Annotated in this window: 9 protein-coding genes; all 9 read left to right on the forward strand. The window is 73.4% G+C overall.

Annotated elements, in window-relative coordinates; translation table 11 throughout:
• Positions 1–69: 69 nt before the first annotated feature.
• The 9 genes from ACVMYR_RS28595 to ACVMYR_RS28635 all read left to right on the forward strand — a co-directional run bounded on the left by ACVMYR_RS28595 (position 70) and on the right by ACVMYR_RS28635 (position 12,830).
• Complete coding sequence (locus ACVMYR_RS28595; RefSeq protein WP_457123269.1) at positions 70–522, forward strand: hypothetical protein; 453 nt, start codon at positions 70–72, stop codon at positions 520–522.
• Positions 519–1,100: a TlpA family protein disulfide reductase gene (locus tag ACVMYR_RS28600; protein ID WP_052503910.1), complete on the forward strand. Its 582-nt coding sequence runs from the start codon at positions 519–521 to the stop codon at positions 1,098–1,100. The genes ACVMYR_RS28595 and ACVMYR_RS28600 overlap by 4 nt, the downstream gene beginning before the upstream one ends.
• A 423-nt stretch (positions 1,101–1,523) precedes the next feature.
• The gene (locus tag ACVMYR_RS28605; RefSeq protein ID WP_228986305.1) at positions 1,524–2,636 is read left to right on the forward strand and encodes a sugar phosphate isomerase/epimerase family protein; all 1,113 of its coding nucleotides are present in this window, start codon (positions 1,524–1,526) and stop codon (positions 2,634–2,636) included.
• A gap of 380 nt (positions 2,637–3,016) precedes the next feature.
• Positions 3,017–6,235 (forward strand): ThuA domain-containing protein, encoded by a 3,219-nt coding sequence (locus ACVMYR_RS28610; RefSeq protein WP_457123270.1) that lies wholly within the window; start codon positions 3,017–3,019, stop codon positions 6,233–6,235.
• 305 nt (positions 6,236–6,540) lie between these two features.
• Positions 6,541–7,767, forward strand: a complete 1,227-nt coding sequence (locus ACVMYR_RS28615) for a glycosyltransferase family 4 protein (protein ID WP_091284748.1) — start codon at positions 6,541–6,543, stop codon at positions 7,765–7,767.
• A gap of 64 nt (positions 7,768–7,831) precedes the next feature.
• Positions 7,832–9,331 carry an O-antigen ligase family protein gene (locus ACVMYR_RS28620; protein ID WP_077939307.1) on the forward strand — a complete coding sequence of 500 codons (1,500 nt, stop codon included), beginning with the start codon at positions 7,832–7,834 and terminating at the stop codon, positions 9,329–9,331.
• Positions 9,332–9,357: 26 nt separating this feature from the next.
• Complete coding sequence (locus ACVMYR_RS28625) at positions 9,358–10,413, forward strand: Wzz/FepE/Etk N-terminal domain-containing protein (protein WP_457123271.1); 1,056 nt, start codon at positions 9,358–9,360, stop codon at positions 10,411–10,413.
• Positions 10,414–10,419: 6 nt separating this feature from the next.
• Complete coding sequence (locus tag ACVMYR_RS28630) at positions 10,420–11,988, forward strand: oligosaccharide flippase family protein (protein ID WP_431894912.1); 1,569 nt, start codon at positions 10,420–10,422, stop codon at positions 11,986–11,988.
• Positions 11,985–12,830 carry a sulfotransferase family protein gene (locus ACVMYR_RS28635; RefSeq protein ID WP_457123272.1) on the forward strand — a complete coding sequence of 282 codons (846 nt, stop codon included), beginning with the start codon at positions 11,985–11,987 and terminating at the stop codon, positions 12,828–12,830. Before ACVMYR_RS28630 ends, ACVMYR_RS28635 begins: the two co-directional genes overlap by 4 nt.
• Positions 12,831–12,835: the final 5 nt, after the last annotated feature.

A 12,835-nucleotide genomic window follows, 5' to 3' on the forward strand; every position in this document is an offset into this window, starting at 1 on the left:
GACCGACGCCGTGGGTCCGTGGTGGCGCAGGCCGCCACGGACCCACGGCGCGGGTGGGGAGGAGACCACGTGCGGCTGACCACGAGCGCCCGTCGCGGCGTCGGCGCGCTGGCGGCCCTGCTGCTGGCCGGCGCCGCCGGCTGCGGCGGCCCCGACGCCGAACCGGAGGCGGTCACCCCGACCACCGTCCGGGTGCTGGTCCGCGACATCAACATCCGGGCCGAGGGCGTGGACTGCGCCGGCACCGGACCGTACCTCTACTTCCACCACCGGGCGCCGTTCCGGGTGCTCGACCCCGCCGGGGCGGCCCTGGTCACCGGGAAGCTGCCGGCGGGCACGGCGGTGGCCGCCTTCGCCGAGGACCTTGAGGTGGAGCGGGTGCCGACCTACTGCGAGTTCGCGGTGCCGGTGCAGGTGCCGCAGCGGACCGGGTACCGGCTGGAGGTGGCCGGCCGGCCGGCGCTCGACCTGACCCCGGACACCAGCGAGGGCCCGGCGCTGGTGGCGGTGGTGCCGGCGTGAGGCGGCGGCTGCTCGCGCCGCTGCTGGCGGTGCTGGTGCTGGCCGGCTGCACCGCCCGGCCGGCCGCCGAGCCCGCACCGGCGCTCGCCGGCGGCGCGTCGACGTTGCCCGGCCCGGTCCCCGCCGACCTGGCGCTGCGCCCGGCGCCCGGCACCGCGCCGGCCGCCCCCGCGTTCACCGGTGGGCTGACCGACGGCACCCCGCTCACCGCCGCCCGGCTGTGGGCCGACCGGCCGGTGGTGTTCACCTTCTTCAGCTCCTGGTGCACCACCTGCGTCGACCGGCAGGACGCGCTGAGCGACCTCGCCCGCCGCTACCGGGACCGGGTGGTCTTCGTCGGGGTGGCGGGCGCCGACCAGGCCGACGAGTTGCAGGACTACCTGCGTGCGCACCGGGTGGAGTATCCCGTCGTCGTGGACGAGCAGCAGACGATCTGGCGGTCGTACGCGGTGCGGGAGCCACCGGCCGTCGTGCTGGTCGCCAAGGGCGGCGCGCTGCTGCGCGGGTGGCCCGGCGGGCTGGACGCGGCGGCGCTGGAGCAGCGGCTCGGGGAACTGGTGCTGGCCGGCTCCGGGTAGCCGCCCGGATGGTGACGGCCGGTCCCCGCCGGCTCGTGCGGGCGCGGCGTCGAATCGACGGGAGGTCGACGCCGCGCCCTGCGGCGTGCCCGTGTCCTCGGATCCCCGTCACGGCCGGTGTTCGCGCTGGTGGGGGTCGGTGGATCGACGGGGGAGGCCGGTGCGGGCGACCGTCCGGCCGCTCCCCGCCGACCATCGGGAACTTCTGTTCGCACGAACAAAAGTTTCTCCGTTCGAGGTCTATCTTTAGCTGGCGGTCGCCGTTAGTGTCCGGTTCACGGACGTAACACGGTTGACATCACCCCTTGATCGACCAGCCATCTACCGGGCCACGCGTATTCGGCGGCGCAGGTCCTTCGACCCTCCTAACAGGACTTCGCACGTCTCCACGGTCCGCAGGGCCGCTTTCGAAAGGTGGAAATTGTGAACGAGGATCAGCGCCGTATGGCCTCCGACCCCCAGTACCGCGCCCAGGTCACCCGCCGTCGGCTGCTGGCCGCGTCGGCCGGCGCCGCCGCCGTGCTCGGCGCGGCCGGCCTGCCGGTGCTCCAGACCAACGGTCCCGCCCGCGCGGACGGCAAGTGGCGGGTCGACCCGCTCATCCCGGCGCAGAACCGGGGCATCATCCTCTACAGCGTCCGGGACCGGATCTCCGCCGCCCCGGACGACAGCGGCGTGCCCTACGGCTTCGAGCGGGTGCTCGCCAGCCTGGCCGAGATGGGCTACAAGGAGATCGAGTTCGCCGGCTACAACCAGCACACCTCGATCCTGGGCCGGCAGATCACCCCGACGGAGATCCGCAAGATCCTGGACGACAACGGGCTGGTCGCCAACGGCACCCACACGAGCATCCGGGCGGACACCTTCCAGCAGCAGCTGGACATCGCCGAGGAACTCGGCATGAAGAACATCGGCACCGGCAGCGACCCGACCAACAGCGCCTACCAGTCCGACTGGGACGCCGCGGCCGACCTGTGGAACGAGCTCGGCCGGCAGGCCAAGGAGCGCAAGATGCGCCTCTACACCCACAACCACGACGTGGCCTACTCGTTCCTGCTCGACAGCGGCCCGTTGGACGCCAACGGCAAGCCCACCCGCTCCTCCGGCGTGCGCCGGCTGGAGTACTTCTTCGCCAAGACCGACCCGAAGTACGTCTTCTTCGAGTGCGACATCTACTGGGCGTACGTGGCGCGGCACAAGCACACCACGTACACCAACTCGGCCGGCCAGCAGAAGACCTCGCTGTTCGACCCGATTTTGAACGTGGCCCGGCGCACCAAGCGGTTCCCGCTGTTCCACGCCAAGGACGGCAACCGCAACACCGCGCTGCCCAACGGCTACGAGATGATCCCGCTCGGTGAGGGCGACATCAACTTCCAGCAGTTCTTCCAGACCATCGGCGAGTCGGACTTCCACCACGCCAACTGGGAGATGGACACCGCCCCCGGCGGTACCGCCAACCCGGGCCAGTCGCTGGACTTCGCCCGGCTCAGCTACGCCAACATGGCCGACCTGACCATCTACACCAACGACTGACCCGCCCGGCGGCCGTAGCTGGGCACCGCCCGGCCGCACCGCCGCCGGCACCCAGGTGGCGGTCGCGTCCCCCCGACGCGATCGCCACCTCCCGGGGCCCGCCCCGACCGTCCGCGCCGCCCGGCGGCCCCGGACGGCGACCGGGCGCACCGCCCCCCGTAGCCCGTCACCTCTTCCGACCCGTGACCCCGGGCCGCGCTGCCGCGCGCCCCCGGCACGGGTCCAGGCCGCACGCAGCTCCCCGGTCGGCGAACCGCACGGGATCGGGACGGCGTCGTCCCGTACCCCATGGGGGAGCCAGACGCAGCACACACCACCCGGGTGGCCCCGGCGTCCCGCCCGGAGCAGGCAGCACATCGTCCCCCCACCGGAGGAACCAGATGGCAAGATCGGTACACCGATGGCTCGCCGCGATCGCAGGGGTCGGGATCGTCGTCCCGCTCGCCGCGACCGCCCCGGCGTTGGCCCAGCCGGCCCAGGTCAGGACCAGCGTCCTGGTGTTCACCAAGACCGACGGTGAGCGCCACCCGTCGATCGACAAGGGCGTCAACGCGATCCGCACCCTGGGCAACGGCAACGGCTTCACCGTCGACGTCACCCAGAACTCGACCGCGTTCTCCGACGACAACCTGGCCAGCTACGGCGCGGTGGTCTTCCTCAACACCACCGGCGACGTGCTCAACGGCAGCCAGGAGGCGGCCTTCGAGCGCTACATCCGCAACGGTGGTGGCTACCTCGGCGTGCACGCCGCGGTCGAGGCCGAACCGTCGTGGACGTTCTACCGCGACATCGTCGGCACCACCGCCGCCGGCACCGCGTCGAGCGGGCCGGCGAGCATCGACGTGGCCGACCGGGCGCACCCGGCGAGCAAGCCGCTCGCCCGGCAGATCAGCCTGAACGACCAGTGGTACAACTTCACCACCAACGTCCGGGGCACCGCGCACGTGCTGGCCACGGTGGACGAGAAGACGTTCACCGGCGGCACCATGGGCTACGACCACCCGATCTCCTGGTGCAAGGACTTCCAGGGGGGCCGGTCGTTCTACACCGGGCTCGGCGACTCCGCCGACACGTACGCCAACGGCGCGTTCCGCAAGCACCTGCTCGGCGCGATCCAGTGGTCGGCCGGCATGGTCGAGGGGGACTGCGGCGCGACGGTCAAGGCCAACTACGAGAAGGTCATCCTCAACGACGAGCCGGGCGAGCCGATGACCCTGTCGGTGCTGCCCGACGGTCGGGTGCTGCACAACACCCGGGCCGGTGAGATCCGGCTGTACGACCCGGAGACCGGCGCCAGCCCGGTGATCACCACCATCCCCGTCTACCAGCACGACGAGGACGGCCTCCAGTCGGTCACCGTCGGGCCGGACTTCGCCACCGACAAGTGGGTGTACGCCTACTACGCGCCGAAGCTCGACACCCCCACCACGGACGCGCCGGCGACCAGCGCCGACCCGACCGCGTGGGACGTCTACAAGGGCCACAACCAGCTCTCCCGGTTCAAGTTCGTGGAGGAGCCGACCCCGCACCTGGACCTGGCCAGCGAGCAGAAGATCATGAAGGTCGACACCGACCGGGGCATCTGCTGCCACGTCGCCGGTGAGGTCAAGTTCGACGGCAAGGGGCTGCTCTACCTGGTCACCGGTGACGACACCAACGCCGGTGGCTCGGACGGCTTCACCCCGATCAACGAGTCGCCGACCCAGGGGCCGGGCTACGACGCCCAGCGGTCCGCCGGCAACACCAACGACCTGCGGGGCAAGGTGCTGCGGATCAAGGTGAAGGCGGACGGGTCGTACAGCATCCCGGCCGGCAACCTCTTCCCCGAGTCCGAGGACCGCGACGACCAGACCCGCCCGGAGATCTTCCTGATGGGTCTGCGCAACCCGTTCCGTTTCGACGTGGACTCCCGCGGCTTCGTCTACATCGGCGACTACTCGCCGGACTCGCAGGTGCCGAACCCGGCCCGGGGACCGGAGGGCACCGGTCGGTGGATCGCCACCAACAAGGCCGGCAACTTCGGCTGGCCGTACTGCTACTCGCCGACGCTGCCGTACATCGACTACGACTTCGTCACCAAGCAGTCCAAGGGCGCGTTCAACTGCGCCGCGCCGGTGAACGACTCGCCGCGCAACACCGGCCGTCGGGTCCTCCCGCCGGTGCAGGACCCGCAGCTCAACTACACCTTCCGGGCCACCACCACCTGCGCCGAGGCGTACCTGGCCACCCCGCCCGGCACGTGTGAGTTCAAGTGGCCGGTGCTCGGCACCGGTGGCGTCGGCCCGATGGGCGGCCCGGTCTACAAGTACGACGCGGCGCTGGCCTCCGAGACCAAGTTCCCGGAGTACTACCAGGACGCGGTGGTCTTCGGGGAGTTCACCCGGGACAAGATCTTCATGATGCGCACCAACGGCAGCGGCAAGCTGGTCGGGGTGGAGCAGTTCCTGCCGGGCTTCGTCTTCGACAACCCGATGGACATGGAGTTCGGCCCGGACGGCAACCTCTACCTGCTGGAGTACGGCGACGGCTTCTTCCGGGCCAACCCGGACGCCGCGCTGTCGGTGATCCGCTACGCCAAGGGCACCCGGGCGCCGGTGGCCGAGCTGCACGCCAGCCCGACCTCCGGCCAGGCGCCGCTGACCGTGCAGTTCTCCGCCGAGGGCTCCTACGACGCGGACCCGGGTGAGACCATCACCTACGCCTGGGACTTCGACGGCAACGGCACCACCGACTCGACCCAGCGGGACGCGTCGCACACCTACACCACCAACGGCGTCTTCACCGCCAAGCTGACGGTCACCGACTCCAGCGGCAAGACGGCGGTGCTCACCCGCGAGATCACGGTGGGCAACACCGCGCCCACCGTGAAGGTCACCTCGCCGCTGTCGGGCACCTTCTTCAACTGGGGTGACACCGTGCCGTGGACGGTCACCGTGACCGACCCCGAGGACGGCCCGATCGACTGCAGCCGGGTCACGGTCTCGTTCGTGCTCGGCCACGACACCCACGGCCACGGCATGAGCGACGCCAACGGCTGCTCCGGCTCCTTCGAGACCCCGGCCGACGGCGCCGACCACGCCGGTGGCTACCTGTACGGCGCGATCAGCGCCACCTACACCGACAAGGGCGCCAACGGCCAGCCGGCGCTGTCCTCCCTCGACCAGGTGGTCCTGCAGACCTTCCGGCAGCAGACCGAGTTCGCCCAGGTTCAGCAGGGCGTCACCCTGGCGAACACCACCGACGCCGGTGGCGGCCAGCACGTGGCCGGCATCGACAACGGCGACCACATCGCGCTCGACCCGATCAACCTGGGCGGGATCGACACGATCACCTTCCGGTACGCCGGTGGCTCCACGGCCACCGCCGGAACCCCGCGCGGCATCGTCGAGCTGCGGCTCGACTCGCCGACCGGTGAGCTGGTGACCAGCGCGACGCTCAACGCGACCACCGGCACCAGCGCCTGGGCCAGCCAGACCTTCCCGGTCAGCCAGGCGGCCGGCACGCACGCGCTCTACCTGGTCTTCAAGCCCGTCTCCGGCGGACCCACGACCAGCCTGTTCAACCTCAACTGGGTGGAGTTCGGCGGCCCGACCTCCTGACGTCACCGCCCGGACGCCGGGAGGACGGAGACTCCGTCCTCCCGGCGTCGCACCGGCACCGGGGCGGCCACCGGCACCCGGCCGGGCGGCACCCGCAGGTGCCCGTACCGGCCGGTGGCGACGGTGGCCGGCCAGGTCTGACTGACCGGCCAGTGGCCGGCCGATCGTCGATGATCTAGCGTCCCGTGCGCCCGGGGGCCACGCCCCGCCCCGGCACGCAGCGAAAACGAGGGGGGACCGTGCCGTTCCGTAACGATGCCGCCGACCGAGGGGGACAGCCTCGCCCCGACCGCCCGGGGCCGGGCGTGACCTGCCCGCCGGGCTGGCGTCCCCTGCGGGTGGCGATGATCGGCCAGAAGGGCGTGCCGGCCACCTACGGGGGGATCGAACGGCACGTCGAGGAGATGGCCAGCCGGCTGGCCGGCCTCGGCCACGAGGTGACCGTCTACTGCCGGGACAGCTACGGCGCGGTCGAGGAGACCCGGCACCGGGGCATCCGGTTACGGCGGGCCCGCACCGTGTCCAGCAAGCACCTCGACGCCATCGTGCACTCGGCCACCTCCACCGTGGCGGCGCTGGCCGAGCGCCCCGACATCGTGCATTACCACGGCCTCGGCCCGGTGCTGACCGCGCCGCTGGCCCGGTACGCCTCCCGGGCCCGGGTGGTGCTCACCGTGCACGGGCTGGACAACCAGCGCGACAAGTGGGGCCGGGCGGCGCGGGCCGTGCTCGGCACCGCGTACCGGCTCAGCGGGCACCTGCCCGACGCCCGGGTGACCGTGTCGCGGGGCCTGGCCGCGCACTACGCCAGCCGGTTCGGCCGGCCCGCCCGCTACATCCCCAACGGGGTGGTCGCCCCCACCCACCTGCCGCCCCGGGAACTGTCCCGGTTCGGCCTGCGCCCCGGCAACTATCTGCTGCTGGTCGGCCGGCTCGTCCCGGAGAAGGCCGCCGACCTGCTCGTGCGGGCGTTCCGTCAGCTGCCGACCGACCTGCGGCTGGCCATCGTCGGCGGTTCGGCCTTCACCGACGGGTACGTCGCCCAGCTCCGCGCCGCCGCCGGTGACGACCCGCGCATCGTGTTCACCGACTTCGTCTACGGCGACGTGCTGGCCGAGCTGTACTCGCACGCGGCGGCCTTCGTGCAGCCGTCCCGCCTGGAGGGGCTGCCGCTGACCGTGCTGGAGGCCGCCTCGTACGGCCTGCCGGTGGTGGCCAGCGACATCGAACCCCACCGCGAGATGCTCGACCGCGACGGCCCGGGGCAGCGGCTGTTCCGCGACGGCGACGTCGACGACCTGCGCCGCGCGTTGCACACGGTGACCGCCGACCTGCCTGCCGAACGGGCCGGCGCCGCGCTGCTGCGGGACCGGGTGCTCGCCGAGTACAGCTGGGACGCCGCCGCCCGTGAGCTGGAGGAACTCTACTTCTCGCTGGCTCTGCGCGCCCCCCGCCGGGGGGAACCGGACGTTGGGTCGCCCACGGTCGGCGTAACGGCCCATGTCTCCCGACCTCGGCGACCGTTAGATTAGGCCGTCCTTCCGGCCGTCGGCGGCGACCGGCAACAGTTCCCTGGAAACGAGTGGTCGGCGAGCGGTGGACGGACAGCGACACGGCACGGAGAGTGACCTCGCCCTGCCCGCCGACGGGCGGCGCCGGTGGGCCGCCGGTGATCCGACCGCCCGCCTGCTGACCGTCGGCGCGGCCCTGCTCTGCGCCGTGGCGGCGGTCGCCGTCGGGTTGGCCGCCACCGGTGGCGGCCGGGTCGGCGCGGTGCTGCCCCTGGCGGTCCTCGCCGGGCTGGCCGTCGGCGTGCTCGCGCTGACCCGGTTCGCGGCGTACGTGCTGCTGATGCTGGCGGTCCGCTCCTGCGTCGACCTGTTCAAGCTCAGCGGCCCGACGGCCGGCCGGGCCGACGGCGCGGCGGCGACCCGGGCGATGGATCCGTCGACGATCCTCGCGGTCCTGTTCCTGCTCGCCGCCGGGCTCTGGCTCGCCGCCCAGCTGCGCCAGCGGGGCCGGCTGCGCGGCTCGCCGCTCGGCGTGGCGATGCTGCTGGTCGGGGCCACCTCCCTGGTCAGCGCGGCGGGGGCCGCCCAGCCGGTGCCCAGCGCCCTGGAGGCGCTGCGGATCGGCACCGTGGTGGTGATGTTCGTGGTCCTGGAGCAACTGATGCCGGACCTGCCGGCGGTCCGCCGGGTGCTGCTCGCCGCGTACGCCTCGCTGGCGCTGGCGGTCGGCTACACCGTCGTGCTGTCCCTGCTCGGCCACCCACCGGCCGAGGTCAAGGGGGGCTTCACCCGGATCAGCGGGCCGTTCGGCCAGTCCACCACCTTCGGCCGCTACCTGATGTTCATGGTGATCTTCGGGTTCGGCATCTACCGCTACCTGAGCCGCCGGCTCCGGCTCGGCCTCGGCGCGCTGCTCGCCGCGTCGCTGCTGTTCCTGCTGCTCACCAACACCCGCAGCGCGATCCTCGGCGCGGGACTGGGCCTGCTGGTGGTGGCGGTGCTGCACCGCAGCCGGCGGATGCTGGTGGCGCTCTGCCTGGTCGCGGTGGCCGGGGTGGCCCTGCTGCCGAGCGTGGCGCACCGCTTCGGGCAGCTCGCCGACAGCACCGCAGTGGGCGGCGGCCCGACCGGCAACACCCTCGCCTGGCGGGTCGGCTACTGGTCGGAGATCGTGTCGCTGGCCAACCGCAACCCGGTCACCGGGATCGGCCCCAACATGACCAAGTTCGAGGCCGACGAGGCGAAGAAGCCACACAACGACTTCCTGCGCGCGTACGTGGAGACCGGGCTGGCCGGGCTGCTGGCGTACCTGGCGATGCTGGCGCTGTGTCTGCACACCGGGCTGAACGCGCTGCGCCGGGCCCCACCGGGGAGCCTCGGCCGGGGGATCGCGATCGGTTTCCTGGGCTGCGCGGTCGCCTTCGTCGCGGTCAGCGCGGCGTCCAACGTGATCTCGAACGTGGTGACCCTGTGGTACTTCGCGGCGTTCGCCGCGGCAGCCGGCGCGGTCGCCCGGGGGCTACCGGCCGAGCCGACCCGGGTGGCGACGCCCCGACCGGTGGGCACCGGGTGGCACAACCGATGAAGCAACGAGCAGTGGGGAGCGGCAGGGTGGAGATCGTCGACTATCTGCGGGTCGCGCGGCGTCGACTCTGGCTGCTGGTGGGCATTCCGCTGGTGGCCGGGGCGGCGGCCGCGCTGGTCGTCCTGCTCGGCCCGCAGCAGTACGCGGCCACCTCGTACGTCGCCGCGCCCGCCCTGGTCGGCGGCAGCGCGGCCCAGCAGTACACCGGCACCCAGGCGGCCAACCAGTTCGCGGCGGCCTTCGCCGCGGCGGTGACCTCCCCGCAGGTGGTCGACCAGGTGGCGGCCGACACCGGGGTGCCCGCCGACACGCTGCGCGGCGGGCTGGCGGTCAAGCAGGTCGGCGCGAGCAGCCAGCTCACCGTGACCTACACCGCCGCCGACCGGTCCACGGTCGACCCGGTGCTCGCCTCGACCGGCAAGCGGGCCCTGGCCTTCCTCTTCGCCAGCCAGGTCGGCATCGCCACCGACGAGGTGAAGACGGCCACCGACGAGCTGACCACCGCCACCCGGGCGATCAACGACTGGGAGAAGACCAACAAGGTCAGCCAGCCGGACAAGCTCTACCAGTCGACCCTCCAGGAGATCGCCAGCCTGCGTCAGCAGCAGTTGCAGATGCAGGCGGTCGGCAACTCCCGGGGGGCCGACGCCGCCGCCGAGTCGATCAGCGCCGGGCAGAAGCGGCTCGACGGGCTCGGCCCGAAGCTGCCCGACTACCAGGCGCTGATCGCGCAACGGGACAGCGCCGCCAGCGCGTTGGCCTCGGCCCGGCAGCGGCTGCAACAGGCCCGCGCCCAGTCCCAGGCCGCCGACCCGGAGAAGGTGACCAGCGTCGGCGAGGTGCAGCCGGTGTCCCGGGTGAAGGCACTGGTCGGCCTGGTGCTCCCGGTGCTCGGCGCCGGCCTGCTGCTGGCCGTGCTCCTGGTCGCGGTGCTGGAGTGGCTGTCGCGCAGCCGCCGGGCCGGCCAGCCGTCGGCCGTCGGTCGGGCGGCTCCGGCCGGTGGGGGGCGCGGCAGCGACGACACGGTGGTGCTGCCGGCCGTCACGGCGACCGTGGCCGAGCAGAACTCCCGGCACCGGTAGGCGGGGGTGCCGGAAGGGTCCGCGCGGGGCGACCAGCACGTCCGGGGAATGGCCCGGGGCGGCGGGCTCAACCTGCTCGGCGCCCTGCTCAGCCAGGCGGCGGTCTTCCTGATCATGCTGCTGCTGGCGCGGGTGCTGGGCATCCGGGAGGTCGGCCGGTACGCCCAGTGCTACGCGGTGCTGTCGCTGGCCGGGCTGCTGTCGCTGTCCGGGTTCCGGGCCGGCCTCACCCGGTTCGTGGCGGTGCACCTGGCCGACGCGGACGCCCCGGCGCTGCGCGGCACCATCCGGTTGGGACTGGCCGTCTCGGCCGGCTCGTCGGTCGTCCTCGCCGGGGCGCTGGCGGCGGGCGCGCCCTGGCTCGCCGACCGGCTGCACGACCCGGGGCTGGTCACCGGCCTGCGGCTGGTCGCGCTCACCCTGCCCGCCTCGACGGTCTGCGAGGCGGCCCTCGCGGCGACCCGGGGCTGGCGTACCCAGCGGCCGTTCACCTTCATCGGCCAGCTCTATGAGCCGGGCGCCCGACTGCTGCTCACCGCGCTCGCCCTGGGCACCGGGGTGGGGCTGACCGGGGCCTTCTGGGCGCTGGTGGTGGCCGGCTGGTCGGCCGCCCTGCTCGCCCTGCTGGCGCTGGGCCGGCTGGTGCGCCGGGTGCCGCCGGCCCGCCCGGTGCACCGGCCGGGGGAGCTGTTCCGCTTCTCCACGGTCAGCTGGGTGTCGTCGCTGTCGTCGACCGGGCTGATCTGGGTCGACACCCTGCTGCTCGGCTTCTTCGCCAACCCGGACATCGGCGTCTACAACGTCGCCACCCGGCTGGTCACCGTCGCCATCTTCGTCCTCGCGCCGGTCAACGCCGCGTTCGGGCCGTACCTGGCGCACCTCCACCACCGGGGGGACCTCGACGACGTCCGCCGGGTCTACGCGGTGGCCACCGGCTGGGTGGTCCGGCTGTCGCTGCCGGCGTTCGTGGCGCTGCTGGTCCTCCCCGGCGACCTGCTGCGCGTCTTCGGCGGCGAGGTCGCCACCGGCGCGGCGGTGACCGTGATCCTCGCCCTCGGCCAGCTGGTCAACGCGGCCACCGGCCCGTGTGGCACGGTGCTGAACATGTCCGGCCGGGTGGCCCTCAACATGGCCGACAACCTGGCCGCCCTGCTGCTCAACGTGCTGCTCAACCTGTGGCTCATCCCGGCGTACGGGATCGTCGGCGCGGCGGCGGCGTGGAGCGCCTCGCTGATCGTGGTCAACGTCGCCCGGGTGGTGCAGGTCCGCCACCTGACCGGCGCGCTGCCGTTCACCGTCGGGATGGCCAAGGGGCTGGCCGCCGGGGTGGCCGCGCTGCTCGCCGGGCTGCTGGTGCGCTGGCTGGTGCCGGGCTGGCCGGGGCGGCCGGCCGCCGGGCTGACCGCGATCGTGGCCGTCTACCTGGGGACCGTGCTGGCACTGGGCCTCAGCCGGGAGGACGTGATGGTGCTGCGCACCCTGGCCCGCCGACGCCGTCGCGGCGGCCCGCCCGATGCCGCCGGGGACGGTCCCGCCCCGGCCGTCGACGAGGCCGGCCGGGCGGTGTCGCGGTGAGCGCGGGGCCGCGGCGGGCCACCGTGGACCGACTGCGCCGGATGGTGCGCGGCACCCGCGCCTGGGCGCGGGCGGCGCGGCCCGGCCCGGTCGGCGCGCTGCCCGATTTCCTGATCATCGGCGGGCAGCGGTGCGGCACCACCTCGCTGCACCACTACCTCGCCGCGCACCCCGACGTGCGGGCCGCCACCGGCAAGGAACTCCAGTTCTTCAGCCTGCACTACGGTCGGGGGCCGCGCTGGTACCGGGCGCACTTCCCACCGGCCGCCCCCGGCCGACGCAGCTTCGAGGCCAGCCCCTACTACCTGTTCCACCCCGGCGTGCCGGCCCGGGTGGCGGCGACGCTGCCCGAGGCCCGGTTCGTGGCGCTGCTGCGCGACCCGGTCGAGCGGGCCTACTCGCACTACCTGCACACCCGCTCGTACGGGCTGGAGCCGTTGGGCTTCGCCGAGGCGCTCGCCGCCGAGCCGGGGCGGCTGGCCGCAGCGCTGGCCGACGGGCCGGACACCCCGGCGGCCCATGACGCGCTGCGCAACTTCTCCTACGCCGCCCGGGGCCGCTACGCCGAGCAGCTCGACCGCTGGTACGCCCACCTGCCCGCCGAACGGCTGCACGTGATCCGCAGCGAGGACCTGTACGCCGACCCGGCGACCGCCTACGCGGGCGTGCTGCGGTTCCTCGGGCTGGCCCCGTACGCCCCGGCGGAGTTCGCCCGGCACACCCGCCGGGCGGACACCGGCCCGTCCCAGCTCACCGCCGAGTTGCGGGCCGAACTGAGTGCCGTCTTCGCCCCGCACAACGCCCGCCTCGCCGCCCTGCTCGGCTGGCCCCGCACCTGGTGAACGGC

This window comes from Micromonospora sp. PTRAS2, from assembly GCF_054052245.1.

Bases quoted from the DNA above. Each gene is read 5' to 3' on its own strand.
- ACVMYR_RS28610 (WP_457123270.1), top strand. From the start codon at position 3,017: ATGGCAAGATCGGTACACCGATGGCTCGCCGCGATCGCAGGGGTCGGG.